Origin of the sequence: Sphingomonas sp., from assembly GCA_019635535.1 — a bacterium.
Taxonomy (GTDB): Bacteria; Pseudomonadota; Alphaproteobacteria; order Sphingomonadales; family Sphingomonadaceae; genus Allosphingosinicella.
In genome coordinates this window covers 800,796-826,534 of record JAHBZH010000001.1, presented here as the reverse complement: position 1 = coordinate 826,534, position 25,739 = coordinate 800,796, and the positions used below count along the sequence as shown (strand labels likewise).

Here is a 25,739-nt window from a genome sequence, read left to right as displayed (position 1 = left end):
AATTCCGGAGCGCGCGATGCTGCGCCAGCTATTCCGCCGCCAGATGCCAGGCCGGCGCGGTGTCGGAATCGCGCAGCCGCGACGCTTCCTCATGCATATAGTCGCGGGTCATCGGCACGGCGTCGCGACGCTTGAGATATTGCAGCTGCCAGTTGACCAGGCCGCCATGACGGAACGCGGCCTCGGCGCCGGCCAGATAGAATTGCCACATGCGGAAGAAACGCTCGTCGTAGAGCGCGACGATCTCCTCGCGGTGGGCGTCGGTGCGGTTGTACCATTCCTCCAGCGTGTGGGCATAATGGTAGCGCATCGCTTCCACGTCGGCGACGATCAGCCGGTTGCGCTCGGCCTCGCTCACCAGCTCGGACAATGCCGGGATATAGCCGCCCGGGAAGATATATTTGCGCGTCCATTTGTCGGTGAGGCCCGGGCCGCCCATCCGGCCGCAGCAATGCGAGAACATGATCCCGTCCGGCTTCAGCAGCCGGTGAGTGTGGGCGAAGAAGCCGGGATAATGGGGCGTGCCGAGATGCTCGATCAGGCCGACGCTGGTGATCCGGTCGAACTCGCCGGTGACGTCGCGATAGTCCTTCAGCTCGAACTTCACCCGGTCGGCGACGCCCAGCTCCGCCGCCCGCTCGTTGCAGAAGGCGATCTGGTCGGGGGCGAGCGCGACGCCCAGCACGTCGACGTCGTAATGGCGGTGGAGATAGAGCGCGAGCCCGCCCCAGCCGCACCCGATGTCGAGCACCTTCATGCCGGGCTTCAGGTTCAGCTTGGCGGCGATGTGAGCCTTCTTGTCGAGCTGCGCCTGCTCCAGGCTGTTCGCCGGGTCGCGATAATAGGCCATCGTGTACTGGCGGTCCTCGTCGAGGAACAGCTCGTAGAGGCGGCGGGTGAGGTTGTAGGTATGCTCGGCATTGCGCGCCGAGCGCGAGCGCCAGTTGATCTGGTCGAGCCGGCCGGCGATCGCGGCGATGGCCTTGCGCAGGGGGCCTTTCGGACGGAGCGCGCCGGGCCGCTCCCAGGGCGCGTTCTCGCGGGCGAAGAGCAGCAGGTCGCGAATGTCGTGCGGCGGCTCGACCGTCAGCCGCCCGTCCATATAGGCCTCGCCCGCACCGACCCGCGGATCCTTGGCGATATGGAAGGCGGCGCCCCTGTCGTTCAGCCGGACCGCGATCGGGTCGCGGCCGGGCTCGGGCCGGCCGTAGCGCCGGGTCGCACCGTCATGGTCGATCACCACCAGCTCGCCCTTCACGACGAGCCTCTTCAGCATCTTGTCGAGCAGCCACATGCGCGCAGAATATACTTGCGGCGGGCCGGGGCAAGGGGGCGATCAGTCGCGGCGCAGCCAGCCGGTCACGGCATAGCGCCGATAGGGCGCGGCGCGCGTCACGATCGAGACGCTGTGGAGCCGCGGCACGGCGAACAGATTGAGCGCGTTGAAGCGCGGGGTCAGGCCGCGCGCGATATCGCCGTCATCATCGTGAAAGAGCAGCAGCCCGCCCCATTCGGGCCGCCACGCCGGGGTGAGGCCGAAAACGTAGGCGGCGAGCCGCCCCTTGCCTTCGATAGCGTCGGTATGGCTGGTCAGGAAGTCGTCGGGCGCATAGGCCGTCGCCTGCGCGTCGGCGAAGTCGAGCTCCGGTCGGGCGATGATGCTGCGCAGGAAATCGCGCGCCTCGCCCGATGAAAGCCACAGCGCGAACTTGGCGAAGGGATCGTCCGAAGCCTCCCGCTCGGCCGCAGCGTCGGGCACGCGGATCGCTTCGTAGCGATGCTGGAAACCCTCGCGCGCGCCGGCGTGGACCGCCTGATCAAGCGCGGCGCGCTGCTCGGTCGACATCGCGGCCCGCGTCGGCCGATCGAGATCGAAGACCTTGTCGCCGCTGTTGACGACCTGCTTCCAGTCCTCGCGCCGCCGCATCTCGGCATGGAGCGCCGCTGCGTCATCGGGATGGAGGAAATCGCGGACCTGGACATGGCCTTCGGCCGCGAAGGTCGCGGCAATCGTCTTGCGATCGAGCGCCGGATTAAGCCGGAACATCCGAAAGCGCGGCCTGCTTCTCCGCGGCGATCCGATCGAGCTCGGCGCGGCTCTTCTTTTCCGCCGCCGACTTCAGCTGTCCGCAGGCGGCCATGATGTCCCGGCCGCGCGGGCGGCGGATCGGAGCGGAGATGCCCGCTTCGAACACGATGTCCGAGAAACGCTGCACCCGCTCGTCCGACGAACATTCATATTCGGCACCCGGCCAGGGATTGAATGGAATGAGGTTCACCTTGGCCGGCAATTTGTACTTGCGGATCAGCCGGACCAGCTCGCGCGCATCCTCGTCGCTGTCATTCTTGTCCTTCAGCATCACATATTCGAACGTGATGCGCCGGGCATTGTTGGCGCCCGGATAATCGGCGCAGGCCTGGAGCAGCTCCTCGATCCCGTATTTGCGGTTCAAGGGCACGATCTCGTCGCGGATTTCCTTGGTGACGGCGTGGAGCGAGACGGCGAGGTTGACGCCGATCTCTTCCCCTGCGCGCGCCATCATCGGCACAACGCCGGAGGTGGAAAGCGTGATCCGGCGGCGCGACAGGCCGAGCCCGTCGCCATCCATCACGATCTTCAGCGCGTCGCGGACATTGTCGAAATTGTAGAGCGGCTCGCCCATGCCCATCATCACGATGTTGGAGAGCATCCGCCCTTCCGGCTGGCTCGGCCATTCGCCCAGCGAATCGCGGGCCAGCATCACCTGGCCGACGATCTCGCCGGCATCGAGATTGCGCACGAGTCGCATCGTGCCGGTGTGGCAGAAACGGCAGTTGAGCGTGCAGCCGACCTGGCTGGAGACGCAGAGCGTACCCCGGTCCGCATCGGGGATGAACACCATTTCATAATCGTGGCCGTCGGCGGTACGCAGCAGCCATTTGCGGGTGCCGTCGGTCGAGACCAAAGCGGTGACGATCTCCGGCCGGCCGATCGCGAACCGCTCCGCGAGCCAGGCCCGCTGCGGCTTGGCGATATCGCTCATCGCGGCGAAATCGGTGGCGCCGCGATGGTAGATCTGGTGCCAGATCTGCTTGGCGCGCAGCTTCGCCTGCCTGTCGTCCAGCCCGGCGCCGGCGAACGCGGCGCGAATCTCCGCCTTGGAAAGGCCCACCAGCTCGACCTGCGCGCCATCGGCCGGCGCTTGCGGGCGCGGCACGGGCACCGGATCGATATGGCCGGGAATGGGCATGGCGGCGTTCATGAGGCGCGCCATGTAGTGGCTGAAGCCTCGTTTTGCTAGCGCCGCGGTGCGCAGGCGATGGCGGCGGCATCCATCGCGGTGGCCGCGCCGCGCAGCCGGTAATGGTCGCGCATCAGCCTTCCCTGGGTCGAGCGGGTCTCCACAACCAGGTCGATGCCGGTGCGCATCGCGTCCTGTACGGCATCGTCGGCGCGCGCGTCCGGCGCCCAGGCATCGCGGCCCCGCCCGATGAGCTGGAAGACGCGCCCGTCGATGCGCAGCAGCACGGCCGAGCCCTCGCGTTTCTCGCGGCTCAGGCGGACATGGAGCTGGTTGACGATGTTGCGCCCCGGCCAGTGCGCGACCGAGACGAAGGGCCGCCAGCCCTCCGGCTCGGGCGCCTGGTGCGGGAGCGCGATCGCGTAACAGGCGCCGTCGCCGCGAAACGCGCCCCACGTGCCGAACACGCCGAGCGATTCGCGGGGCTGGGCCAGCGCCGGAACGGCCAGCGCGATAGAAAGGAGGAAGACGCCGCCGCGCATTCCCGTCAGGACGCGTCACCCGGATTCGCCGGAGCCGAAGCGGCGCGGCCCGGCGAAATCTGGATGCCGCTTTGCAGGGGCGGGCTCTGATAGGCGAGCAGGATGGCGTAGGTGCCGAGCCCGAGCAGCACGATCCAGCTGACGGCGATGCCGCCGACCCGCAGCGGATTGGCGCCGGGCCGATCCATCCCGAAGGCGTGGGCGATCCGGGCGAGCACGAACAGGATCGCCGCGCCCCACAGCCACAGGCTGCCGCCGGTGGCGAATTCGATCAGCGCGAGCAGGATCAGGAAGATCGGCACATTCTCGGAAAAATTCGCATGGGCGCGCATCCGCCGGGCGAGAATCTCGTGCCCGCCGTCGCCGACGCCCACCTTGAGCGGGCGACGCAGGCGGCTGACTCGCAGCGACAGCCAGACATGGAGAATCGCGGCCGCGCCGGCGATGGTGAGCGTGATCGGCAGGATCATGGACGAAAGGCTCCTCTCGCGCACAGGGTTCGCACGGGGCGGCGATGCTTGCAACGGCGCGCGAAATCGCTATAGGCCCCAGCCTTCAAGCGAAAGCTTCCCGGCCGCGAGGCCAGCGGCCTGCTGGCCGCTGATCCGTTGCCCTCGCGATCGCACGCTTCAACGATGAACACGGAAAACAGGTGCCACCATGGCGGTCCCCAAGAGAAAAACCTCGCCGTCCAAGCGCAACATGCGCCGCAGCCACGACGCGCTGAAGCCGACCCAGTATCAGGAATGCCCCAATTGCGGCGAGCTCAGGCTCCCGCACAATGTCTGCGCGAGCTGCGGCCATTATAAGGGGCGTGAAATCCTGACGCCCGACGCCTAAGAAGACGCCGGGCTCAGGCAACGGGGAGACGGCCGAAGTGGGCACAGCGCCGCGAATCGCGATTGACGCGATGGGTGGCGACACCGGCCCCGCGGTCATGCTCGCCGGCGCGGCGCGCGCGTTGGCGCGGCGCGACGATCTGAGCTTCCTCCTGTTTGGCGACGAGACGGCGATCGGCGCCGAGCTTGCCGCGCACCCCTCGCTCGCCGCGGTGAGCGAGGTCGTCCATTGCGATGACGTGATCGCCGGCACCGACAAGCCGAGCCAGGCGATCCGCCGCGCCAAGACCAGCTCGATGGGCCGCGCCATCGCCGCCGTGAAGGACGGTGAGACGCAGGCCGCCGTCTCCGGCGGCAATACCGGCGCGCTGATGGCGATGGCGAAGCTGGCGCTGAGGACAATGCCGGGCATCGACCGCCCGGCGCTCGCCGCCCTGCTGCCGACGCTCGGCGCCAACGATCTCGTCATGCTCGACCTCGGCGCCAATACCGAGTGCGACGTCAACAATCTCGTCCAGTTCGCGGTGATGGGCGCGGCCTATGCCCGCGTCGTGCTGGAGCTGGACGAGCCGCGCGTGCAGCTCCTCAACATCGGCACCGAGGAACTGAAGGGCACGGACGAACTGAAGGAGGCGGCGGCCATCCTGCGCGGTTCGACCCATCTCCACCTGCGCTTCGACGGCTTCATCGAAGGCGACAAATTGTCGCGCGGCGATGTCGATGTGGTCGTCACCGACGGTTTTTCCGGCAACATCGCGCTCAAATCGCTGGAAGGCACCGCGCGCTTCGTCACCGACCTGCTGAAGCGCGCCTTCACCAGCTCGATCCGGTCGAAGATCGGCTTCCTGATCTCGCGGCCGGCGACAGAGCTGCTTCGCCACCATCTCGATCCCAACAACCACAATGGCGCGGTCTTCCTGGGGCTCAACGGGCTGGTGGTGAAGAGCCATGGCGGCGCGGACGAAAAGGGCGTCGCCAATGCCATCGGCGTCGCGGCCCGGATGGTGCGCGAGGAGCTGACCCGCAAGATCACCGAGGATCTCGCCAACGTATCGGCCCGCGAAGCCGCGGTGGCCGCGCAATGAGCCGCCGCGCCGTCATCGCCGGGACCGGATCGGCGCTGCCGCCCCGCCGCGTCACCAACGCGGAGCTGGCCGCCCAGATCGACACCAGCGACGAATGGATCGTCGAGCGCACAGGCATCCGCGCCCGCCATATCGCCGCCGAGGGCGAGACCACCGCGACGCTGGCGACCGAGGCGGCGCGCAAGGCGCTGGCGGCGGCGGGGATCGACGCCGGCGAGATCGGCCTCATCGTGCTCGCCACCGCGACCCCCGACCAGACCTTCCCGGCCAGCGCGACCAAAGTGCAGGCCGCGCTCGGCATCGCCGATTGCATCGCCTTCGACGTACAGGCGGTGTGCACCGGCTTTCTCTACGCGCTCTCCGTCGCCGACAACATGATCAAGGGTGGCATGGCCGACCATGCGCTGGTGATCGGCGCCGAGACGTTCAGCCGCATCCTCGATTGGGAAGACCGGGCGACCTGCGTCCTGTTCGGCGACGGCGCCGGCGCGGTCGTGCTGAAGGCCGAAGAGGGTGGCGAACGCGGCATCCTCGCCACCCGGCTCCACGCCGACGGGCGCCACAACGATCTGCTCTATGTCGACGGCGGGCCTTCCACCTCCGACGCTGTCGGCAAGCTGCGCATGAAGGGTAAGGAAGTGTTCCGGCACGCCGTCGTCAACCTCGCCGACGTGCTCAACGAGGTGCTGGACGCCGCCGGCCACCGCGCGGAGGACATCGACTGGGTGGTGCCGCACCAGGCCAACCGGCGTATCCTGGACGCGACCGCGAAGAAGCTGGGCCTCGCGCCGGAAAAGGTGATCGTCACCGTCGACAGCCACGCCAACACGTCCGCGGCTTCGGTGCCGCTGGCGCTCGACACGGCGGTGCGCGACGGGCGGATCAGGCCGGGCGACCTGCTCGTCCTCGAAGCGATGGGCGGCGGCTTCACCTGGGGCGCGGCGGTCGTCCGCTACTAGTGTGACGAGCCGGCGCTGAAATGACGAATGCGCCCGACACTCCACTGGCGCACATCGCATTCGACGGCGAGATCATCCACTGGCGCGGCCCGGCGCCCTATCTCTTCGTCGAAATCCCGGACGATCGGCTGGGCGAGGTCCGATATGCCGCGCGGCTGGCCAGCTATGGCTGGGGCTGCGTCCCGATCGAGGCGCGGATCGGCGCAACCGATTTCACCAGCTCGCTCTTTCCGAAAGACGGGAGCTACAGGCTACCGGTCAAGATCGCCGTGCAGAAGCGCGAGGGCATCGGCCTGGGCGATCGCGTCCATGTCGTCATGCGGATCGTCGCGCGCTGACGCAGCAGGCGCGCCCGGGCGCGAGGGCGGCGGCCATCCTTCACAGAGTCTCGTTGCACGCTTGGCCAAGCTGCTTTAATGTTGCGGTTTAACGACCGGAGGGGGAAAGGCTCCATGGCCGACGCAGGGACGATCAGGAAGCCGCCGGCGGGCACGCTCACCCGGGCCGACCTCGCCGACATCGTCCATCGCGAGATCGGCCTTTCGCGCGCCGATTCCGCCGGTATCGTCGAGCGCATCCTGCATCATATGTGCGGGGCGCTGGCCGCCGGCCAGAATGTCAAGATTTCCGGCTTCGGCAGCTTCATCCTGCGCGACAAGGGCGAGCGGATCGGGCGCAACCCGAAGACCGGCGTCGAAGTGCCGATCGCGCCACGGCGGGTGCTGACCTTCCGCGCCAGCCAGATCATGCGCGAGCGAATCGCCCGCAGCGGCTGAGGCTGATGGCCCAAGACAGCGGCAAGAGCGAACACGCATTCCGGACGATCGGGGAGCTTTCGGCCGAACTCGGCCTGCCCCAACATATCCTGCGCTACTGGGAAACACGCTTTCCCCAGCTCAAGCCGCTGCAGCGCGCCGGCAATAGGCGCTATTATCGGCCCGACGATGTCGCGCTGGCGCGGCGGATCGACAGGTTGCTCAACGAGGAAGGCTATACGATCCGCGGGGTCCAGCAATTGCTGGCCAAAGGCGGCGCGAGCGCTCCTGAACGCGAGGCCCCGGCCCCGCATGCCGCACCGGCACCAGCCGATTCCGGCTATCCGCTCGACGCCCTGAAAGCTCTGCGCGCCCGGCTCGCCGAGGCGCTGGAAGGCAGCGCCGTCTAGCTTCCGTCCGGCCCCAGCGCCGGATCGAGATCGCGCGGGCGGATGAAACGGATCAGCCGGCCCATGCCCGGCACGGCATCGCGCCAATGATCGATCGGCAGCGCGATCTCGGCCAGCGCGGCGGTCGGATATTTGACCGTGATTTCGGTGCGCATGCGGTTGCCATCGTCGCGCATCAGCGCCAGCGCGAGTCGCTCGAATCCCGGATTGTGGCCGGCGAGCAGCAGGCGATCGGCCGCATCGGGCGCGCCGCGCACGATATCCAGCAACATGTCGAACGACGCCAGATAGATTCGCCGATCGAAGACCGTATCGAGATCGCGGCCATAGCTTTCGGCCGCGACCTGCAATGTTTCGACTACACGCCGCGCTGGCGACGCACGCACCGCGTCGAATTCCAATCCAAGCGCGCGCATCTCGCGCCCCATCGCCCGCGCCGCCGCCTGGCCGCGCCGGTTGAGCGGGCGATCGAAATCGCTTTCCGCCGGATCGTCCCAGCTCGACTTGGCGTGGCGCAGCAGGGTGAGGGTCTTCATGACGGCTGCGTAGCGGGTTCGGCGGCGGATTTCGACGACAAGCGTTCGCCGACACGTGCGATCGCCGCGTCGAGCGTCACGCGCGCGATCCCGACGCCGGGCGGGAAGGCGGCGAGCAGGCGGGTCGGCGTCGCGGCGGAAAGCAGGACGAACATGCCCTTGTCGCCCTGCCGGCGGATCAGCCGCCCGAAAGCCTGGGCGAGCCGGGCGCGCACCACCCGGTCGTCATAGGCCGAGCCACCGCCGGACGCCCGCCGCGCGGCGTGAAGCACATCGGGGCGCGGCCAGGGCACACCTTCCATCACCACCAGCCGCAGCGATTCGCCCGGCACGTCCACGCCGTCGCGCAGCGCATCGGTGCCGAGCAGGCTGGCGTGGGGATCGTCGCGGAAGATGTCGATCAGCGTGCCGGTGTCGATGGGATCGACATGCTGGGCGTAGAGCGGCAGGCCGGCGCGGGCGAGGCGATCGGCGATGCGGGCGTGAACGGCGCGCAGCCGCTGGATCGCGGTGAACAGGCCGAGCGTGCCGCCCTGCGCCGCCTCGATTAGCCGGGCATAGGCGCCGGCCAAAGCGGCGGCATCGCCCTTCTTCACGTCGGTGACGATCAGCACCTCGCTGTTCGCGGCATAATCGAACGGGCTGGGCGCGGCGAAATGGGCGACCGGCCCGTCGAGATGGATGGCGCCGGTGCGCGCGTGCGCCGCCGCCCAATCCTCGCTCCCCCGCAAGGTGGCGGAGGTGACGAGCACGCCATGCGCGGGCTTCAGCACCGCTTCGGCGAGCGGGCGGGTGGGATCGAGCCAGCGGCGGTGCAGGCCGATGTCGAACTCGCGCCCCTCGATCCGGTCGACCGCCAGCCAATCGACGAAATCGGGATCGGCCGGCCCGCCGATCCGCACCGCGAGCGCGATCCAGGCGGAGAGCGTCTGCGCGCGCCAGGCGAGGCCACCGATCGCGCCTTCGATCCGCGCGCGGGCCTGTGCGTCCAGCCAGTCCGGCGCGTCCTCGATCACCGCCTCCAGCCGCTTGCCGAGCGCCATGAGCGGTTTCAGGAGCTGCTCGAGCGCCGCAGCGGCGGGCGCGGCGGCTTCGACCAGAGCGGCGTCGGGCTCGGCCAGTTCCGTCTCGAGGCCGTAGCCCGCATCCTGCGCGGTGGCGCGGGCATAGACGCTGCCGCGCACGGCGTGGAGCAGCTTCTCGATCGGGCCGAAGGGCGCGCCCTCGGCGACGCGCTGGAGCCAGCCTTCGCCGGGCAGTGCGCCGGCCATCTGCACTGCCAGCTCCAGCGCCAAGGCGCCCGCTTCATCATAGGAGGCGACGTCCATCAACCGGGCGGAGAGGCCGCGCCGGCGGCCCCGGCTCTTGCCTTCGGGGCCGAGCAGCCAGCGTCTCAGCTCGATCGTCTCCTGCCCGGTCAGCGCCGCGGCGAAGGTCGAATCGGCGGCGTCGAACAGGTGATGGCCCTCGTCGAAGACGATCCGGGTGGGCGCGTTGCCGGCCTCCCGCCCGCGCGCGGCGTTGACCATGACGAGCGCATGATTGGCGATGACCAGATCGGCGTCCTGGCTGGCACGGGCGGCGCGCTCGATGAAGCATTTCCGGTAATGCGGGCAGCCGGCATAGACGCATTCGCCGCGCCGGTCGGTGAGCGCGGTCGCGCCGGCGCGGCGGAACAGCGAGGTCAGCCAGCCGGGCAGATCGCCGCCGATCATGTCGCCGTCGCGGCTATAGGCGGCCCAGCGCGCGACGAGCTGGGCGAGGATCGCGGCGCGGCCGGCGAAGCCGCCTTGCAGCGCGTCCTCCAGATTGAGCAGGCAGAGATAATTCTCCCGGCCCTTGCGGATGACGATCCGGCGGCCGCGCTCGGCGGAATCGGGAAAGAGCCGTGCACCTTCGCGGTCGAGCTGGCGCTGGAGGGCCTTGGTATAGGTGGAGATCCAGACGGCGCCGTCCGCCTCCGCCGCCCAGAGCGAGGCGGGGGCGAGATAGCCCAGGGTCTTGCCGATCCCGGTGCCGGCCTCGGCGAGCAGCAGGTTGGGGCGATCCCCGGCCGGGCGGGGCGCGAAGGCATAAGCGGCGGCGGCGGCATAATCGCGCTGCCCCTGCCGCACCTCCGCCCCGGCTCCGACCAGATTTTCCAGCCGGATGGCGATGTCGGCGGGATCGAGCCGTACCGGGCGCGGGCCGGGCCGGCTGCCGCTCTCCTCCCATTCCGGCAGGCGGCTGAACAGCCAGCGTTCGTCGCGCGCCGGGCGGACGAGCCGCTCCGCCACCGCGCCGCCCCACGGCCAGCGCAGCCGGTGCAGCGCCTGCGCCGAGGCCCAGGCCCCTTCCCGCTCCGGCCACCCGCTACCGAGCGTAGCGAGCAGGGTCGTCGCCGCCGCGCGCAGGAAAGCCGCCGCATCCTCGTCGCGCGTTGGCGCGGTCAGGCCGAGCGCATCGGCCATGCCCTTGGGCGTCGGCACCGCGAAGCGGGCCGGATGGACGAAGGCGAACAGCTCGAGCAGATCGAGTCCGCTGAGGTCGGGATAGCCCAGCCGGTTGCCGATCAAAGGCGCGTTGAGCAGGATCATCGGCGTTTCCGCCGCCCGCGCGATCGCCGCGCCGCGTCCTACCGTCTCCGTCCGGCCGTCCGGCCAGGCGATCCAGATGCCGGCATGGGTTGCGTGCAGCGCGGGATAAGGCAAAGAGGCCGCCATGGCCGCCACCCTTGGAGCAGGCGGAACGAAAGGACAACAGGTGCCGGTTTCTCCCGAGATGCGCGCGGCCGCTTTGGCGTCGAAGGCATGGCCCTATGAGGAGGCGCGCAAGCTGCTCGCCCGTTATCCGGACGGGGCGCCGGAGAAAGGCATCCTGTTCGAGACCGGCTATGGCCCGTCGGGCCTGCCGCATATCGGTACGTTCAACGAAGTGCTGCGCACGACGATGGTACGCAACGCCTATCATGCGCTGAGCGACGCTCCGACGCGGCTGATCGCCTTTTCCGACGATATGGACGGCCTCAGGAAAGTGCCGGACAATGTGCCGAACCAGGCGATGCTGGCCGAATATCTCGGCAAGCCGCTGACGAGGATTCCCGATCCGTTCGGCAAGTACGAAAGCTTCGCGCATCACAACAATGCGATGCTGCGCGACTTCCTCGACCGCTACGGCTTCGACTACGAATTCCTGTCGGCGACCGATTGCTACACGTCCGGCCGCTTCGACGAGGCGCTGAAGCTGGTGCTGCGCCACTGGGACGGGATCATGGGCGTGATGCTGCCGACGCTCCGCGAGGAGCGCCGCGCCACCTATTCGCCGGTCCTGCCGGTCTCGCCGACCAGCGGGATCGTCCTCCAGGTGCCGGTCGAGGTGGTGGACGCCGAAGCCGGCATCGTTGCCTTCGAGGATGACGGCCAGCGGATCGAGCAGTCGATCCTGTCGGGCAGGGCGAAGCTGCAATGGAAGGTCGACTGGGCGATGCGCTGGGTCGCGCTCGGCGTCGATTACGAGATGGCCGGCAAGGACCTGATCGATTCGGTCACCCAGTCGTCCAAGATCGCCCGCATCCTGGGCGCCAAGCCGCCGGAGGGCTTCAATTACGAGATGTTCCTCGACGAGAAGGGCGAGAAGATCTCCAAGTCCAAGGGGAACGGCCTGTCGATCGAGGAGTGGCTGACCTACGGCACCGAGGAGAGCCTCGCTTTCTACATCTATCGCGAGCCGAAGAAGGCCAAGTCGCTGCACATGGGCGTGATCCCGCGCGCGGTGGACGATTACTGGCAGTTCCGCGGCAATTATGCCGGCCAGCCGATCGAGCAGAAGCTGGGCAACCCGGTCCATCATATCCATGACGGCCAGGTGCCGGACCACGCCCCGCCGGTGACGTTCTCCCTGCTGCTCAATCTCGCCAGCCTGCCCGGCTGCGCGTCGCGCGAGACGATCTGGGGCTTCGTGCGGCGCCGCGCGCCGGACGCGACGCCGCAGAGCGATCCCGAGCTCGACACGATGATCGGCCTCGCGGTCAATTATGCCCGCGATTTCGTCGCGCCGACGCTCAAGCGCCGCGCGCCGGACGCGAAGGAGGCCGAGGCGCTGCGCGATCTCGACGCGCGGCTGGCGGCATTGGCCGAAAGCGCCTCGCCCGAGGAGATCCAGAACGAGGTCTACGAGGTCGGCAAGGCGCATTACGGCAAGGAAGCCCTGCGCGACTGGTTCAGGGCGATCTACGAGACCCTGCTCGGCTCCGCCCAGGGGCCGCGCATGGGCAGCTTCATCGCGCTCTACGGCCTCGCCAACAGCCGCAAGCTGATCGCGGAGGCGCTGAACGCTTAGGGGGAGAGACGTCATGGACATGGGTCTGGCCGGCAGGAATGCGGTCGTCATCGGCGCCAGCCGCGGGATCGGCCGGGCGATCGCCGAGGCGCTGGCCAAAGAAGGCGCGAACCTCGCGATCACGGCGCGCGGCGAAGCCGGCCTCGCCGATGCGGAGGCCGCCCTTCGCGCGTCCGGCGCCACTGTCCATGCGCAAGCCTGCGACGCGGGCGATCCGGGTGCGATCGATGCGTTCCTGACGTCCGCCTGGGATGCGCTCGGCACGATCGACATCCTGATCCACAATGCCTCGGCGCTGGCGGTGGACGACCGGATCGAGAGCTGGAAGGCCAATCTCGACGTCGATCTGATGGGCGCGGTCCATGCCTGCGAAGCGGTGCTGCCGCGCATGGCCGAGGCCGGCGGCGGCGCTGTGCTGTTCGTCTCGTCCATCTCCGGAATCGACGCCAGCCCGATGCCGGACTTCGCCTACACCGCCACCAAGGCGGCGCTGATCGCCTATGCCAAGAAGCTGGCGGTCAACTGGGCCGCGAACGGCGTGCGGGTAAACAGCCTCGCGCCCGGATCGATCGAGTTTCCGGGCGGGGTGTGGGACCAGGTGAAGCAAAGCCTGCCCGAAATGTACGCCCAGGTCCGCGCCTCCATCCCCTCCGGCCGGCTCGGCACGCCGGAGGAAGTCGCCAATGCCGCGCTCTTCCTCGTCTCGCCCCGGGCGAGCTGGGTGACCGGCACGACCCTGATCGTCGACGGCGGCCAGAGCCGGTCGATCCGGTAGAAAGTCTCCGCTGGACGCCACTGTCTTATACGGGCATGGCGGCGCGCCCATGTCGCTCCGCACTCGATTCCAGCCGGCGATCGCCTTCATCTTCGTCACCGCCGTGCTCGACATCATGGCGATGGGGATCGTCATCCCCGTGCTGCCGACCCTGGTCGAGGAATTCGCCGGATCGAATGCGAAGGCCGGCATCTATAACGGCCTGTTCGTCGCGATCTGGGCGGCGATGCAGTTCGTCTTCTCGCCAGTGATCGGTTCGCTGTCCGACCGGTTCGGGCGGCGGCCGGTGATCCTGATCTCGACGGCGGGGCTGGCGGCGGATTTCGCGCTGATGGCGCTGGCGCCGAACCTGTGGTGGCTGGCGCTGGCCCGCATCCTGGGCGGCATCACCTCGTCCAGCTTCACCACCGTCTACGCCTATATGGCCGACATCACCCCGCCGGAGCGGAGGGCGCGGGCCTACGGCCTGATCGGCGCGGCATTCAGCCTCGGGTTCATCGCCGGGCCGCTGATCGGCGGCGTGCTGGGCGAATGGGGACCGCGCGTCCCCTTCTGGTGGGCGGCCGGACTGTGCGGCATCGCCTTCCTTTACGGCCTCTTCGTGCTGCCCGAATCGCTGCCGCCGGAGCGGCGGATGGGCTTTTCGTGGCGGCGCGCCAATCCGCTCGGCGCGTTGAAGCTGCTCGGCTCGCATCCCGAGCTGACCGGCCTCTCGATCGTCAATTTCCTGCTCTATTTCGCCCATCACGTCTTCTCGGCCGTGTTCGTGCTCCACGCCGCCTATCGCTTCGGCTGGTCCTCCTGGGAAGTAGGCATGACTTTGGCCTTGTGGGGGGCGCTCGACGCTTTGGTGCAGGGCGTACTCGTCGGTCCGGTGGTAAAGCGGATCGGCGACCGGGCGACGATGCTGATCGGGCTCGCGGTCGGCGGCGTCGGGCTGGCCGGGCTCGGCCTCGCGGCGACGCCCTGGCAGTATATCGCCGCGCTGGTGGTGAGCGCGCTGTGGGGCTTCGCGATGCCGACGCTCATGTCGCTGATGACCCAGCGGGTCAGCGAGCGCGAGCAGGGGCAGCTCCAGGGCGCGAACATGAGCGTCGCCAGCATCGCCGGCATCGCCTCGCCGCTCTTCTTCGGCTGGCTCTATTCGGTCACCGTCGGCCCGCTCGCCTGGGTCGAGGCGCCGGGGCTCGCCTACCTGATCGCCGCCGCGATCCTGCTCGGCGGCGCCGCGCTCGGCCTCGTCGTCGCGCGGCGGGCGGCGGCGCGGGGTTAGCCCGCGCGGCGCGCCGCGATCCAGTCGTCGATCTTGCGCTCCAGCACGGTGAGCGGCAGCGCGCCGGTCATCAACACCTGGGCATGAAACTCGCGCAGGTCGAAGCGGTCGCCCAGCGCCTGCTCGGCCCGCGCGCGCAGCTCCAGGATCTTGAGCTGACCGATCTTGTAGGCGAGCGCCTGGCCGGGAATGGCAATGTAGCGCTCGACCTCGCTCACCACTTCGGTCCGGCTCATGCCGCTATTGTCGAGCATGTACTGGATCGCCTGATCGCGGGTCCAGCCGCGCGCATGGATGCCGGTATCGACGACGAGGCGCATCGCGCGCAGCATCTCGTCGTTGAGCCCGCCGAAACGCTGATAGGGATCGGTCTCCATCCCGAGTTCGTCCCACAGGGTCTCGGCATAGAGCGCCCAGCCTTCGACGAAGGCGGTGTTGCCGCCGTAGCGCATGAAATTGGGCAGTGCCTCATTCTCGTTGGCCAGGCTGATCTGGAAATGATGACCCGGCGCGCCTTCGTGGAGATAGAGCGTCTCCATGCCGTAGGTCCGCCGCGAAGGCAGATCATAGGCGTTGTAATAAAAGACGCCTGGCCGCGATCCGTCCGGCGTGCCGTCCTGATAGGAGCCGGCCGCCTCGTTCTGCTCGCGGAAGGCCTCGACCTCGCGGATTTCCAGGCGGGTGCGGGGGAGCGTGGAAAAATATTCCCCGATCCGCTCATCCACCCGGCGACCGATCGCATAATATTCGTCGCGCAGCCATTCGCGGCTTTGCGGCTCGAACTGCGGGTCGGTGCGCAGAAACTCGAAGAAGTCGGTGAGCGTGCCGGCAAAGCCGACGCGGGCGCGGATCGCCTCCATCTCACCGCGGATGCGCGCGACTTCGCTGAGGCCGAGATCGTGGACATAATCCGCCGTCAACGGCAGCGTCGTATTCGCCTCGATCAGCCGGGCATAGAGCCGCTCGCCGCCACGCATGTGGACGAGGCCGTCGCCGGCACGAGCCTGGGGCAGATATTCGTCCGCGAGGAAATCGCGCAGCCGGCGATAGGCCGGGAAAATCTCGTCGCGGATCGAAATCAGGAGCGCCTCGCGCAGCCGAGAGCGATCGGCCTCCGGGACGGCTTCGGGAAAATTCTGCGCGGGACCGAAATAGGGCGACGCCTCCGGCGCGTCGGCGAGCTGCGTGTCGAGCTGCTGGATCACGTTGGTGATGGTGAGGCGGGTATCGACCACCCCCGATGCGAGGCCCTGGCGGAAGCGGCCGATCGCGCGATCGACGATCTCGACGAACTCGCGGTGGCGCCGCAGATTGTTCTCGTAATCCTCGACATTGCGGAACGGCGCGGCGCTGCGGCCGGAAGCCAGGACGGGATAGAAAGTGTGCAGGCCGCTGAAATGGTTGATCGGCCGCACATTGGTGAGTGCCAGCAGATCGGGCGCATAATCGGCGAGATCGTCCTCGCGCCGGAACCGGAACACATCGTAGGCAAGGCGATCGGTGGGATCGAGCGCGGCGCGGTCGATCGCCGCGAGCGCGGCCAGCTCCCGCTCCGCCGCCGCCTTCTCCGCCGCGTCATGCGCATCGGTGAGATAATTGCCGATCCGGTCGGCATAGCGGAAATCCCCCCGGAACAGCGCCGAGATCGGGTTGCGTTGAAGATTCGCCTCGTCGCTCTCGCGGAACAGGCGGTGCAGCCGCTCGCTTGGCGATTCGGCCGCCGGCGCAGCCTGCGCGAGCGCGGGAACCGGAATCATGGCCGGTGCCGTCAGCACAAGAGCAGTAGCGGCGAGCAGGAAGACGCGACGATTCATGAGCGGCAATCCTTTGATAAGTGTGGCGGTTGGATAATACAGCCGTTTGTGGCCGGCAAGCGTCCGCTCGCGGATCAGTAAGTGGGCGCGGACCAGGTGCCCCAGGGGCGCTCGCGATGCCATTTGGTGATGACATATTTGACGCCGGCCGTGACCGGCATGCCCTGGTGCAGCGAATGAGGATTGGGCAGGCCGTGCGCGTCCATATTGTTCCAGATGAGGAGATTGCCGACGCGCGGCGCAATCCTGAGATCGAGACCGGGAAAGGCGGTCTGGCCACCCCCCTCCGGCATGTTGAGGAAGATCATCGCCGTCCAGGTACGCTGACCGCCGCTGCGCTCCATCTCCTCCCAATAAGGCTGGTCGGTGAAGAAGAAATCGTGATGCGGCTTGAATTGCTGACCGACGGCGTAACGCTGGCCCTGGATCGTTTCGCCATGCGTCGCCGGGATGCCGGTGATCGCGCGAACCCTGGCCTCCACCTGGCGGACCCGCGGATCGGCGGGATCGAGATCGCAGCTCTCGCTGGTGCGGAAATCGGGATCGGCGGCGGGCGCGAGCAATTGCGACGGCGCGCGCCGGGCGTCGATCAGACGGATGAGGCCCGCGCACATGGCGGCATCGAGCACGTCGCGCACGATGAAGATGTCGAGATCGTTCGACGGCAGCTTGAGCGCCGCCGGATTCGCCAGCAAGCGGGCGCGGACCTCATTGCCGATCGCGATCTTGGCATCGGGGGCGGACATCAGGCCGGGTCATTGCGCCAGCGGACCGCCGCCTAGCAAGCGAAAAGCCCGGGGCGCCTCGCATCGCCCCGGGCTTGCCGAGCCCACGCCGCGAGGGCGGGGCAAAGCATGGATCCGCGACTACCAAAAGAAGTCGTAGATCACATCGACGACTTCGCCGGTGTAGATGTCCACCAGCAGCACGTCGTTATAGTAGCGCACCCACTGCGTTCCGTAAGGCGCCGCCGGCAGGCGATACTGCCAGGGATCGCCGATCCAGTAACGCTGGCTGTAGAAGAGCGGCTGCAGCATGAAGCCGATCGAGAAGCGGCTGTAGTTCCAGCCGCGATAGGGCGCGTAATAGGCCGGCAGGCGATAGGCGTTGCGGTTGCTGTAGCGCCAGCGCTGCCAATCATAGCGCCGGTCGTTGCGCCAGCCGCGATTCCAGTCGCGGTTCCAGTTCCGGTTGCCAGCACGGCGGTCGTCGCGCCGGTCGCCCCGCCAGTCGCGGCGGTCGTCGCGGCGCGCGTCACGGATGGCATCGCGGCGCTGGGCCGGCGTGCCGTAACGGATCGCATTTTCCTGGGCGCGGCGATTGTAGCGATCGGCGTCGCGCTGCGTGCCCGGGTTGTTCGGACCCTGCCAGCCGCGCTGATAGCCGCTGTCCCCGCGATTGCCGCGGTCGCCACGATTACCACGGTCGCCACGCTGGCCGCGATTGCCGTCGCCGCGACGCTCACCGCGCTGTGCGGTCTGCACCGGCGCGGTCTGCGCCTGGGGCGCCTGCGCCTGGCGCTGCTGCTGCGGCGCGGGCTGCGCCTGACGCTGCTGCTGGCGCGCCTCGCGATTGCCGTCGCGATTCTGGTTGCCGTAACGCTGCTGATTGCGCTGCTCGAGCCGCTGATAATGCTCGGCGCGATCACCGCGCTGCGCCTGGGCCGCGACCGGGGTCAACACCGTCGCCGCCATCACAAATCCCATCAATGCCTTGCGCATCGACTTACTCCTTACACTCCGAAGCGGACATTTCCGCCGGATACGAGCCGTTTGTGCCGATTCGTCGATGAGCGGATGCTGAACCGGCACGTCAGCCGAATGCAAGCTTCTAGAGCCGGCGCGGGCGAGGCTCGACGCGCAGGGCGGGCACTTCGCGGGCCGCATCCTCCGGCGAAACGCCCGGCGGCGGCGCGGCGGCGGCCCGCTCGCGCCCCGCCTTGATCCGGCCGGCCCGGCGGATCGCCTCGCGCAGGCGCGGATAGATGCCGCAGCGGCACAGATTGGAGACGGCGTCGTCGATCTGCGCGTCGGTCGGCGCATCGTTGCGGTCGACCAAAGCGGCGGCGGCCATGATCATGCCCGGGATGCAATAGCCGCATTGCGGCACCGCGTCCGTCACCCCGCCATCCTCCTGCGCGACGCCGGCAAAGGCCTGCTGCACCGGATGGGAGCGATCGCGCGACAGGCCCTCGATCGTGGTGACGAAGCTGCCCTCGATGTCGCGGATCGCCACCCGGCAGGAGCGGACCGCATGACCATCGACATGGACGGTGCAGGCCCCGCAATGGCCGGTGCCGCAGCCATATTTCGTGCCGGTGAGATTGGACGCCTCCCGGAGCGCCCAGAGCAGGGGCGTGTCGGGATCCATCCGATAGTGGACGGGCTGGCCGTTCACGGTAAAGCGGGACATGGCCGGGTCATAAGCGGAGAGGCGAGGCATGGGAAGCGAGCGGATCGCGATCGAGATGGACGGCGGCGTGGCCCATGTCGCGCTGGACCGGGCCGAGAAGTTCAACGCGATGGACGGCGAGATGTTCGCCGCGATCGGCGAGGCGTTCCGGACATTGGGGCGCGATCCCTCGGTGCGGGCGATCCTGCTCTCCGGGCGGGGCAGGCATTTCACCGCCGGGCTCGACCTCGACTATGCCTCCCGCCAATTCCCGCCGAGCAGCGATCCGGGCCGGGCGGCGGAAGCGCGTCTGCGCCATATCGAATGGCTCCAGGATGCGTTCGGCGTGGTGGAAGCGGCGCGGGCGCCGGTGGTGGCGGCGATCCAGGGCGGCTGCATCGGCGCGGGCGTGGACCTTGCGTCGGCATGCGACCTGCGCGTCGCCAGCGCCGACGCCTTCTTCCAGGTCGCCGAGGTCGATGTGGCGATCACCGCCGATCTCGGCACGCTCCAGCGTCTCTCCCACCTGATCCCGCAGGGCGTGGTGCGCGAGCTCACCTATACCGGCCGGCGGATGGGCGCGGAGGAGGCGGCGCGTTACGGGCTGGTCAACCGGATCGAGGCGGATGCGGCGGGCGCGCTGGCGGCGGGGCTGGAGCTGGCGCGGACGATCGCGGCCAAATCCCCGCTCGCCGTCGCCGGCGCCAAGCGCAGCCTCAATTACAGCCGGGGGCGGCCGATCGAGGAAGGGCTGCGCGACGTCGCCACCTGGAATGCCGGCACGCTCGTCAGCGCCGACCTGGGCGAAGCGATCCGCGCCCGGCTGGGCAAGACCGAGCCGAGCTTCGGGCCGCTGGACGATTGAGCGGCGGTCCAAAAGTTAGTCAAAAGTTAGTCCAAGAACGACGGGTTCGCCGGCGCGCGCTTGTCTCGGTTAAGTTGACAAAGTTGACAGGGTCGGGGGTGTTTTGGCGGGGGCGCCGGGCGGCAATGAAGGACATCGGGCGGGGCGTTTCAAAGAGCCGGCGAGCCGGGGTTCGACCCCGATCCGGGGCAAGCGTGACAGAGGATTTCCTACATTGAAAGCGGTCGGCGCGTGCCGGGGCAAATCCATCCGGCGACCTGGTGGGTGATCGCCCTGCTCGTCCCGATCCATGCCGCGACGTCCTTCCTGATCGACAGCGACTGGTGGCGGAGCATCGGACCGGGGATCATGGCGTTGGCGGTTTAGGCAAACGCTCGACGCGCAGTCGCATTTCAGCGAAGCGCATGGGTCGCTATCTGTCGGCGTTCACTTTCCGCCAGAACCATCGCCAGCGGGAGAACGAGATGTTCGATCTCCTAGTTGGGGCGCTTTGATGAGGCGCCCCATCCAGCGATCGAACTCGGGCCGATCGGCAGGTCCGACGCCTAGGCTTCAGCAAGAGTCAAAGTCATCATCCGCCACCTTCGAGCCGCAGGAACTCGTTGAAGCTATATGGGACTACGCTTTCCAGAGCGCAAATATCCGGTATGCGCTTGTGCTTAGGAGAGTCGCGCGCACTCGACTCGCTGCTGACGAGGGGCAGATTCAGACTCTTCGCCAGTGCCACCGCAGTTAGGTCCTTCAGACTGATCGTCTTGGCGGGACTCTTCATGGTGTAGTCGGCAATCCATTCCGCGTGAGCCTGCCTCATTCGGTTGAATTGGGCGATGTAACCGGCGCCGTCCCAAGTGGGGTCATCGACCTCCATCAAAAGCCGATCCTTAGACGCGCGAATGCAATCGCCCACGTCACCCGTGAGGTGGCACATCTCCTTGTAGATTTCGGCGGTGACGCCGATCTTTCCGCTTTCGATGGTGCGAATGACGCAATCCCATATCGGGCGGAACAGCGGCACGTCCTCTGGCAGCTGCATATGCGGGGTGCTGAGGCCCGCCGTATCGAGGCAGTAAACCTTCAAGCCCCGCCGAACTCCTGCCTGATCGTTGTGAGGTGCGTGGGATTACTGACACCAAACAGGGTCTGGGCTTGATGAGGTTGGATCTTGCCCGTCCCAAGCGCTTCTAGGACCAGACCGGTGTAAAGGTTCCCAAGCTGATTCCATATGCGGGACGCCCAGATGCGCGGAATGCCCCTGCTCTTCCACTTCGCCTCTTCGGCTAGGAACTGGGGACGTTTGACACCCCAATAGTATTCCGCCTCGATATATTCGAGGTCCACAAGGCGAATGAGCAAGGCGTGCTGACTGACTTTGAAATGCTTCGCAATGGCCGCGAGCGCTGTGTCATCTATTGCCTTCACGGGCTTTGCTGGAGGCGGCCCGCGCAAGTCTTCCAGCGCCGACTTCGGGATGAGAAACGCGGCTGCAAACTTGTCGCACCATCGCTCCACGCGCCTTTCATGCGTGACGCCGCCCTGCACCCGTTGCGGCCCGCTGATCGCGCTCTCGCGGAGCACGATGTGCCCGAACTCGTGCATAAGAGTGAAAGCACTTCTTGCGGGCGCTTCGGCTGCATAAACGATGATCGGCAGTGGGAACTGCACAATGGTCATTCCGCTCACGCCGAACTTGGAAAGCGCGTTCTCACGAAGCACTAGGACGCCCACATCTTCCATCTTCGCGCGGAGCACGTTGGGAAGGTCTTGCCGTTCCCGGTAGGTCATCTGCCGCTGTGCCGCGAACGAGAAGGAAAGCGCGGCGCGCGCCTGCTCAGCGTATTCCTCAACGCTGTCTTCCAGCGATGCGTGAAGAGCTTTCGGAAACGATGGCGGGGGCTCTTCCACGTCCTCGTAGAGATCAAGCGCATTGATCCGCTGCATTTCGGCCCAATGCTGAATTTCCAGAATCTCGCGGTTAGCGCGAGGGTCCGATGCACCCCTATGAATCCGATAGTCCGGCACTAGGCCGGACTCTTTTATTTCCGGCTCGTGGTCATAGAAGAATTCGAGAAAGGCCCGCCCGTAGAAGTCCGCCAGCTTTCGTGCTTTGGGAACGCTTGGGATATCCTCGCCCGCTTCCCAAGCCTCAATCTTCTCGATTGGAACGCCGACCTTATGGGCGGCCTCTGCAATGGTCCGACCCCGCCACTTACGCGCCCAGCGCATCATCGCGCCATTGTAAGGCAGCTTGGGGGCGACTTCTGCGTTCATGGCGGCACCCTATATTAAACGTTTGAAGGGCGAAATTGGGGCCTCTGACGATTTGTCTACCTCTGAGTCCCAAGGGACACACCGTGCCGCAATCCTCCCGTGCGTCAGCGGGACAAACGCCCCCCACATTGACTTTTTGCACCGCAGCATGCATATGAGCGCCCAGCGAGGCGTCATGCAGCGTGATCTGCTCCGGATTTGATCGGGAGCCGGCTCCGCCTCGGTTATTTTGAGAGCTTCCCTTTTCACGCGGGTCGTTCAGGCACCCGCTGCGCATCCCGCGCGCCGTTTCGGCTGCGTGGGATCGCTGCATATAAAGTAGTATAGGATTAAAATGTCTTTCCAGACTCTCGGGCTGTCGCAGCCCGTTCTCCAGGCGCTCGCCTTCAAGGGCTATGACCAGGCGACGCCGATCCAGATGCAGGCCATTCCGACCGTTTTGACCGGCCGCGACCTGCTCGGCATCGCGCAGACCGGCACCGGCAAGACGGCGGCGTTCATGCTGCCGTCGATCGACCGGCTGGCGGCGGGCAACCGCCGCGCGTCGCAGCGCGCCTGCCGGATGCTCGTCCTCGCGCCGACGCGCGAGCTGGCCGGGCAGATCGCCGACAGCGCGCGGGCCTATGGCCAGTTCGCCGGCATGCGCGTCGCCACCGTGTTCGGCGGCACCTCGCTCGGCAAGAACCGGCAGGACGTGGCGCGCGGCGTCGATGTGCTGGTCGCCACGCCCGGCCGCCTGATCGACCTGGTCGAGCAGGGCGCGCTGACCTTGCGCGAGGTCGAGATCCTCGTCCTCGACGAGGCCGACCAGATGCTCGACCTGGGCTTCATCCACGCGCTCAAGCAGATCGTGAAGATGCTGCCCCAGCGCCGCCAGACCCTGTTCTTCTCGGCGACCATGCCGAAGGCGATTCTGGAGCTGGCCGACCGCTTCCTGACCGATCCGGCGCAGGTGTCGGTGGCGCCGCAGGCGACGACCGCCGAGCGGGTCGCGCAATATGTCACCTTCTGCCAGCAGGCGGAGAAGCAGGCGCTGCTCACCATGATGCTGCGCTGGGGCTTTTCCGAACGCGGCAACATGGACCGCGTGCTGGTCTTCACCCGCACCAAGCATGGCGCCGACCGGGTCGTGAAGCTGCTCGCCGGCAACGGCATCGCGGCCAACGCGATCCACGGCAACAAGAGCCAGCCGCAGCGCGAGCGCGCGCTGGCCGAATTCAAGGCGGGCAGGACGCGCATCCTGGTCGCGACCGACATCGCGGCGCGCGGCATCGACGTGTCGGGCGTCTCCCACGTCATCAATTTCGAGCTGCCCAACGTCGCCGAGCAATATGTCCACCGGATCGGGCGGACGGCGCGGGCCGGCGCGGCCGGCGTCGCCATCGCCTTCTGCGCGGACGACGAGAAGGCCTATCTGCGCGACATCGAGAAGCTGACCCGGCAGCGCGTCACCGTCGAGCCGCTGCCGGCGGGCTTCCTGGCCGAGGCGGAGCGGATCAAGGCGAGCCGGACGACGCGGCCGGCCTTCGAGGACCGGGTGGCCCCGCGCCACGACGAACGCCCGCGCGGCGGCCGGGCGCATCACCAGCGCGGCCGCTATGCCAAATCGGTGAAGCCGGCGGGCGGCAAGCGCCGCGCCGCGAGAGGTTGATTATGCGGGGGCGCTCTGTTAGGGGGCACCCCCTGCGCCGAGGGGCAGTGCCTCCGGCGATTCTTTTTTCACGCGATTCGAACGGCTTTTAGGGAAAGAGTGGCGAGCATTTATGCAAATCATCGTTCGCGATAACAATGTCGACCAGGCGCTGCGGGCGCTCAAGAAGAAGCTGCAGCGCGAGGGCGTCTATCGCGAGATGAAGCTGCGCCGCCATTACGAGAAGCCGAGCGAGAAGCGCGCCCGCGAGCGCGCCGCCGCGATCCGCCGCGCCCGCAAGCTGGAGCGCAAGCGCGCCGAGCGCGACGGCACGCGGTAGAAGCTTCCAAGCTTCACGGCTTGGCAGAAAGACCGGGCGGCGATAGACCCATCGCCGCCCGTTTTCGTTTGGGCCAGCCTGATCCGGGGGAAGCCGATGTCCGCAGTCACCGCCGTTCCGATCCTTCCCCTGCCCAAGGGCGCGATCCTGAAATTGTGGATCGCGATTCTCCTGCTCGTCGCCGGCGGCGCGGCATTGGCCTGGCTGGGCACCGGCCCGCTGCAGCGGCACACCGCCGAGAACGGCGTCCGGTACCAGATCCTGGAGGATGGCGAAGGCGCGACGATCACCTCGGCCGATCTCGTCCTCTTCCACTTCGTTGCGCGGCGCGCCGACGGCTCGGTCTTCGCCACGAGCATGGGCCGCGAGCCGGTCACCACCGCGCCGGACAACAGCTTCTTCCCCGGAATCGGCCAGGGCCTCAAGCTGATGCGCAAGGGCGCGCGCTACCGCTTCTGGCTGCCGCCGCGCCTCGCCTTCCAGGGCGAATTGCCCGAGGGCGCGGGGCTCGATCCCGACGAGGTGCTGAGCTTCGACGTGCAGGTCGTCGACGTCGCGCCGGGGCTGGCCGCGATGCAATCGCTGATGGGCGGCATGGGCCCGACGGGCGCCGACCCGCATGGCGGCGATCCCCATGGCGGCCTGCCCCCGGGCGCCGAGATGGCGCCGCCGGTACCGCCGGGCCAGTAATCAGCCGCTGGCAGGGGCTCGTCGCCGGCCGGGGACGGGCTTGGGCTTGTCCTTCGCCGCTTGCGGATTGTCGTCCTCCGACTTCTGCTCCAGCGCGGCCTTGATCATCGCGACGATCGGATCGGCGAGCGCGAGGCCGAGAATGCCGAACAGGGCGCCGAAGATGAGCTGCGCGCCCAGCACCAGAGCGGGGGCGAGATCGACCGTCTTCTTCGCGACATAGGGCACGATCAGATAACCATCGACGACCTGGACGATCACATAGACCGCCACCGCCCACAGGCCGGTCTCCACATTCACCGAAAAGCCGATCAGGATGATCAGGAAGCCCGAGATGATCGCGCCGATATTGGGCAGGAAGGCGAGCAGGCCGGTCAAGAGGCCGAGCAGAGCCGCCATCGGCACCCCGCCGGCGAGCAGCAGCAGCCAGGTGCCGACGCCCTCCACCGCCATGCCGAGCAGCCGGCCCGCCATCAGCCGGCGCATCGTGAAGCCCATCCGGTCCGACGTGCGATAGAAGCGCTCGCGATTGGCGCTGGGCAGCATCCAGGCGACGCCGCGCTCGTAGAGGCGCGGCTCGATCGCGATGAACAGGCCGATGACGACGATCATCACCATGTTGGCGACCGCGCCGAAGGCGGTGCTGACCGCCGAGGTGAGCTGGCCGAGCGAACCCATCACCTGCTCCGCCACCTGGGCCGGATCGACCATGTCGACGCCGAGCCCGTAGGCGCCGGCGAGCGCCAGCAGCCGGTTGACCTGCAGCGTCAGGGTTTCCTGGAAGACCGCGAACTGGGCAGTGAGCTGGACGCCGGCCAGCCAGATCGTGCCGACGATGCCGGCGACCGCGGCGAGCGATACGATCAGCAGCCGCCAGCCCCGGCCGATCGGCAGCACCCGGCCGAGCAGGCGCGTGCCGCCGTCGAGGATCGCGGCGAAGACGATGCCGCCGAAGATCAGCAGCAAGGGCTGGGCGAGGAAGATGATCGCCAGCACGGCGAGGCCCATCGCGAACCAGACGCCGGCGCG

Annotated in this window: 27 protein-coding genes; 13 read left to right on the top strand and 14 right to left on the bottom strand. The window is 67.8% G+C overall.

The window, feature by feature from the left end:
- Positions 1-28 precede the first annotated feature (28 nt).
- From KF780_04245 to KF780_04225, 5 genes are read right to left on the bottom strand one after another with little or no spacing between them, the layout of a single operon-like run.
- Positions 29-1,294: a class I SAM-dependent methyltransferase gene (locus KF780_04245; GenBank protein ID MBX3561006.1), complete on the bottom strand. Its 1,266-nt coding sequence runs from the start codon at positions 1,292-1,294 to the stop codon at positions 29-31.
- A gap of 42 nt (positions 1,295-1,336) precedes the next feature.
- Positions 1,337-2,047, bottom strand: coding sequence for a 2OG-Fe(II) oxygenase (locus tag KF780_04240; protein ID MBX3561005.1), 711 nt, complete (start codon positions 2,045-2,047; stop codon positions 1,337-1,339).
- Entirely contained in the window at positions 2,034-3,230 is a 1,197-nt protein-coding gene (gene rlmN, locus KF780_04235; GenBank protein ID MBX3561004.1) for a 23S rRNA (adenine(2503)-C(2))-methyltransferase RlmN, read from the bottom strand. The genes KF780_04240 and rlmN overlap by 14 nt, the downstream gene beginning before the upstream one ends.
- 47 nt (positions 3,231-3,277) lie before the next feature.
- Positions 3,278-3,763 (bottom strand): hypothetical protein, encoded by a 486-nt coding sequence (locus KF780_04230; protein MBX3561003.1) that lies wholly within the window; start codon positions 3,761-3,763, stop codon positions 3,278-3,280.
- 5 nt (positions 3,764-3,768) lie between these two features.
- The gene (locus KF780_04225) at positions 3,769-4,233 is read right to left on the bottom strand and encodes an MAPEG family protein (protein MBX3561002.1); all 465 of its coding nucleotides are present in this window, start codon (positions 4,231-4,233) and stop codon (positions 3,769-3,771) included.
- A 190-nt stretch (positions 4,234-4,423) separates the two neighbouring features.
- Here KF780_04225 and rpmF point away from each other — a divergent pair, with 190 nt between their 5' ends.
- From rpmF to KF780_04195, 6 genes are all read left to right on the top strand, one after another.
- Complete coding sequence (gene rpmF, locus KF780_04220; protein MBX3561001.1) at positions 4,424-4,603, top strand: 50S ribosomal protein L32; 180 nt, start codon at positions 4,424-4,426, stop codon at positions 4,601-4,603.
- Positions 4,604-4,640: 37 nt separating this feature from the next.
- Entirely contained in the window at positions 4,641-5,687 is a 1,047-nt protein-coding gene (plsX, locus tag KF780_04215) for a phosphate acyltransferase PlsX (protein MBX3561000.1), read from the top strand.
- Positions 5,684-6,646 carry a ketoacyl-ACP synthase III gene (locus tag KF780_04210; protein ID MBX3560999.1) on the top strand — a complete coding sequence of 321 codons (963 nt, stop codon included), beginning with the start codon at positions 5,684-5,686 and terminating at the stop codon, positions 6,644-6,646. The genes plsX and KF780_04210 overlap by 4 nt, the downstream gene beginning before the upstream one ends.
- A gap of 20 nt (positions 6,647-6,666) precedes the next feature.
- Positions 6,667-6,984, top strand: coding sequence for a DUF1905 domain-containing protein (locus tag KF780_04205; protein MBX3560998.1), 318 nt, complete (start codon positions 6,667-6,669; stop codon positions 6,982-6,984).
- Positions 6,985-7,098: 114 nt separating this feature from the next.
- Positions 7,099-7,422: an integration host factor subunit alpha gene (locus tag KF780_04200; GenBank protein MBX3560997.1), complete on the top strand. Its 324-nt coding sequence runs from the start codon at positions 7,099-7,101 to the stop codon at positions 7,420-7,422.
- Positions 7,423-7,427: 5 nt separating this feature from the next.
- The gene (locus KF780_04195) at positions 7,428-7,811 is read left to right on the top strand and encodes a MerR family transcriptional regulator (GenBank protein ID MBX3560996.1); all 384 of its coding nucleotides are present in this window, start codon (positions 7,428-7,430) and stop codon (positions 7,809-7,811) included.
- On the opposite strand, the gene KF780_04190 is transcribed toward KF780_04195, so the two are convergent.
- Together KF780_04190 and KF780_04185 are read right to left on the bottom strand one after the other, a co-directional pair.
- Positions 7,808-8,347 (bottom strand): histidine phosphatase family protein, encoded by a 540-nt coding sequence (locus tag KF780_04190; protein ID MBX3560995.1) that lies wholly within the window; start codon positions 8,345-8,347, stop codon positions 7,808-7,810. The two genes, KF780_04195 and KF780_04190, sit on opposite strands and share 4 nt — an antisense overlap.
- A complete protein-coding gene (locus KF780_04185; protein ID MBX3560994.1) occupies positions 8,344-11,049 on the bottom strand; it encodes an ATP-dependent DNA helicase in 2,706 nt (901 codons plus the stop codon). Before KF780_04185 ends, KF780_04190 begins: the two co-directional genes overlap by 4 nt.
- Between KF780_04185 and KF780_04180 the strand changes: the two genes are divergently transcribed.
- From KF780_04180 to KF780_04170, 3 genes are read left to right on the top strand one after another with little or no spacing between them, the layout of a single operon-like run.
- The gene (locus tag KF780_04180; GenBank protein MBX3560993.1) at positions 11,048-12,664 is read left to right on the top strand and encodes a lysine--tRNA ligase; all 1,617 of its coding nucleotides are present in this window, start codon (positions 11,048-11,050) and stop codon (positions 12,662-12,664) included. The genes KF780_04185 and KF780_04180 overlap by 2 nt on opposite strands.
- Before the next feature lie 13 nt (positions 12,665-12,677).
- Positions 12,678-13,439: an SDR family oxidoreductase gene (locus KF780_04175; GenBank protein ID MBX3560992.1), complete on the top strand. Its 762-nt coding sequence runs from the start codon at positions 12,678-12,680 to the stop codon at positions 13,437-13,439.
- A gap of 49 nt (positions 13,440-13,488) precedes the next feature.
- Positions 13,489-14,712: a TCR/Tet family MFS transporter gene (locus KF780_04170; protein MBX3560991.1), complete on the top strand. Its 1,224-nt coding sequence runs from the start codon at positions 13,489-13,491 to the stop codon at positions 14,710-14,712.
- Here KF780_04170 and KF780_04165 read toward each other — a convergent pair.
- The 4 genes from KF780_04165 to KF780_04150 form a co-directional block, all read right to left on the bottom strand.
- On the bottom strand, positions 14,709-16,526 hold the full coding sequence (locus tag KF780_04165; protein MBX3560990.1) for a DUF885 domain-containing protein: 1,818 nt from the start codon (positions 16,524-16,526) through the stop codon (positions 14,709-14,711). The two genes, KF780_04170 and KF780_04165, sit on opposite strands and share 4 nt — an antisense overlap.
- A 74-nt stretch (positions 16,527-16,600) precedes the next feature.
- Complete coding sequence (locus tag KF780_04160; protein ID MBX3560989.1) at positions 16,601-17,272, bottom strand: 2OG-Fe(II) oxygenase; 672 nt, start codon at positions 17,270-17,272, stop codon at positions 16,601-16,603.
- Positions 17,273-17,392: 120 nt separating this feature from the next.
- Entirely contained in the window at positions 17,393-18,247 is an 855-nt protein-coding gene (locus KF780_04155) for an RcnB family protein (GenBank protein MBX3560988.1), read from the bottom strand.
- Between the two features lie 109 nt (positions 18,248-18,356).
- Positions 18,357-18,938, bottom strand: a complete 582-nt coding sequence (locus tag KF780_04150) for a (2Fe-2S)-binding protein (GenBank protein MBX3560987.1) — start codon at positions 18,936-18,938, stop codon at positions 18,357-18,359.
- 28 nt (positions 18,939-18,966) lie between these two features.
- On the opposite strand from KF780_04150, the gene KF780_04145 reads away from it, so the two are divergent.
- Complete coding sequence (locus KF780_04145; GenBank protein MBX3560986.1) at positions 18,967-19,782, top strand: enoyl-CoA hydratase/isomerase family protein; 816 nt, start codon at positions 18,967-18,969, stop codon at positions 19,780-19,782.
- Positions 19,783-20,353: 571 nt separating this feature from the next.
- Here the strand turns inward: KF780_04145 and KF780_04140 are convergent.
- Together KF780_04140 and KF780_04135 are read right to left on the bottom strand one after the other, a co-directional pair.
- Complete coding sequence (locus KF780_04140) at positions 20,354-20,860, bottom strand: DUF4411 family protein (protein MBX3560985.1); 507 nt, start codon at positions 20,858-20,860, stop codon at positions 20,354-20,356.
- Positions 20,857-22,050, bottom strand: a complete 1,194-nt coding sequence (locus KF780_04135; protein MBX3560984.1) for an ImmA/IrrE family metallo-endopeptidase — start codon at positions 22,048-22,050, stop codon at positions 20,857-20,859. The genes KF780_04140 and KF780_04135 overlap by 4 nt, the downstream gene beginning before the upstream one ends.
- 334 nt (positions 22,051-22,384) lie before the next feature.
- Between KF780_04135 and KF780_04130 the strand changes: the two genes are divergently transcribed.
- The 3 genes from KF780_04130 to KF780_04120 all read left to right on the top strand — a co-directional run bounded on the left by KF780_04130 (position 22,385) and on the right by KF780_04120 (position 24,710).
- Entirely contained in the window at positions 22,385-23,701 is a 1,317-nt protein-coding gene (locus KF780_04130; GenBank protein MBX3560983.1) for a DEAD/DEAH box helicase, read from the top strand.
- A 112-nt stretch (positions 23,702-23,813) separates the two neighbouring features.
- Positions 23,814-24,020, top strand: a complete 207-nt coding sequence (gene rpsU, locus KF780_04125) for a 30S ribosomal protein S21 (GenBank protein ID MBX3560982.1) — start codon at positions 23,814-23,816, stop codon at positions 24,018-24,020.
- A gap of 96 nt (positions 24,021-24,116) precedes the next feature.
- Positions 24,117-24,710: an FKBP-type peptidyl-prolyl cis-trans isomerase gene (locus KF780_04120; GenBank protein MBX3560981.1), complete on the top strand. Its 594-nt coding sequence runs from the start codon at positions 24,117-24,119 to the stop codon at positions 24,708-24,710.
- On the opposite strand, the gene KF780_04115 is transcribed toward KF780_04120, so the two are convergent.
- Entirely contained in the window at positions 24,711-25,718 is a 1,008-nt protein-coding gene (locus KF780_04115; GenBank protein MBX3560980.1) for an AI-2E family transporter, read from the bottom strand.
- Between the last annotated feature and the right edge of the window lie 21 nt (positions 25,719-25,739).

Coding starts and splice junctions, on each gene's coding strand:
- KF780_04155 (MBX3560988.1), bottom strand. CDS start 18,247: ATGCGCAAGGCATTGATGGGATTTGTGATGGCGGCGACGGTGTTGACC.
- KF780_04245 (MBX3561006.1), bottom strand. CDS start 1,294: ATGTGGCTGCTCGACAAGATGCTGAAGAGGCTCGTCGTGAAGGGCGAG.
- KF780_04160 (MBX3560989.1), bottom strand. CDS start 17,272: ATGTCCGCCCCCGATGCCAAGATCGCGATCGGCAATGAGGTCCGCGCC.
- KF780_04195 (MBX3560996.1), top strand. CDS start 7,428: ATGGCCCAAGACAGCGGCAAGAGCGAACACGCATTCCGGACGATCGGG.
- KF780_04205 (MBX3560998.1), top strand. CDS start 6,667: ATGACGAATGCGCCCGACACTCCACTGGCGCACATCGCATTCGACGGC.
- KF780_04200 (MBX3560997.1), top strand. CDS start 7,099: ATGGCCGACGCAGGGACGATCAGGAAGCCGCCGGCGGGCACGCTCACC.
- KF780_04190 (MBX3560995.1), bottom strand. CDS start 8,347: ATGAAGACCCTCACCCTGCTGCGCCACGCCAAGTCGAGCTGGGACGAT.
- KF780_04225 (MBX3561002.1), bottom strand. CDS start 4,233: ATGATCCTGCCGATCACGCTCACCATCGCCGGCGCGGCCGCGATTCTC.
- KF780_04115 (MBX3560980.1), bottom strand. CDS start 25,718: ATGGGCCTCGCCGTGCTGGCGATCATCTTCCTCGCCCAGCCCTTGCTG.
- KF780_04130 (MBX3560983.1), top strand. CDS start 22,385: ATGTCTTTCCAGACTCTCGGGCTGTCGCAGCCCGTTCTCCAGGCGCTC.
- KF780_04175 (MBX3560992.1), top strand. CDS start 12,678: ATGGACATGGGTCTGGCCGGCAGGAATGCGGTCGTCATCGGCGCCAGC.
- rlmN (MBX3561004.1), bottom strand. CDS start 3,230: ATGCCCATTCCCGGCCATATCGATCCGGTGCCCGTGCCGCGCCCGCAA.
- rpmF (MBX3561001.1), top strand. CDS start 4,424: ATGGCGGTCCCCAAGAGAAAAACCTCGCCGTCCAAGCGCAACATGCGC.
- KF780_04135 (MBX3560984.1), bottom strand. CDS start 22,050: ATGAACGCAGAAGTCGCCCCCAAGCTGCCTTACAATGGCGCGATGATG.
- KF780_04150 (MBX3560987.1), bottom strand. CDS start 18,938: ATGTCCCGCTTTACCGTGAACGGCCAGCCCGTCCACTATCGGATGGAT.
- KF780_04185 (MBX3560994.1), bottom strand. CDS start 11,049: ATGGCGGCCTCTTTGCCTTATCCCGCGCTGCACGCAACCCATGCCGGC.
- KF780_04230 (MBX3561003.1), bottom strand. CDS start 3,763: ATGCGCGGCGGCGTCTTCCTCCTTTCTATCGCGCTGGCCGTTCCGGCG.
- KF780_04120 (MBX3560981.1), top strand. CDS start 24,117: ATGTCCGCAGTCACCGCCGTTCCGATCCTTCCCCTGCCCAAGGGCGCG.
- KF780_04170 (MBX3560991.1), top strand. CDS start 13,489: ATGTCGCTCCGCACTCGATTCCAGCCGGCGATCGCCTTCATCTTCGTC.
- KF780_04165 (MBX3560990.1), bottom strand. CDS start 16,526: ATGAATCGTCGCGTCTTCCTGCTCGCCGCTACTGCTCTTGTGCTGACG.
- KF780_04145 (MBX3560986.1), top strand. CDS start 18,967: ATGGGAAGCGAGCGGATCGCGATCGAGATGGACGGCGGCGTGGCCCAT.
- KF780_04210 (MBX3560999.1), top strand. CDS start 5,684: ATGAGCCGCCGCGCCGTCATCGCCGGGACCGGATCGGCGCTGCCGCCC.
- KF780_04180 (MBX3560993.1), top strand. CDS start 11,048: ATGGCCGCCACCCTTGGAGCAGGCGGAACGAAAGGACAACAGGTGCCG.
- KF780_04240 (MBX3561005.1), bottom strand. CDS start 2,047: ATGTTCCGGCTTAATCCGGCGCTCGATCGCAAGACGATTGCCGCGACC.
- rpsU (MBX3560982.1), top strand. CDS start 23,814: ATGCAAATCATCGTTCGCGATAACAATGTCGACCAGGCGCTGCGGGCG.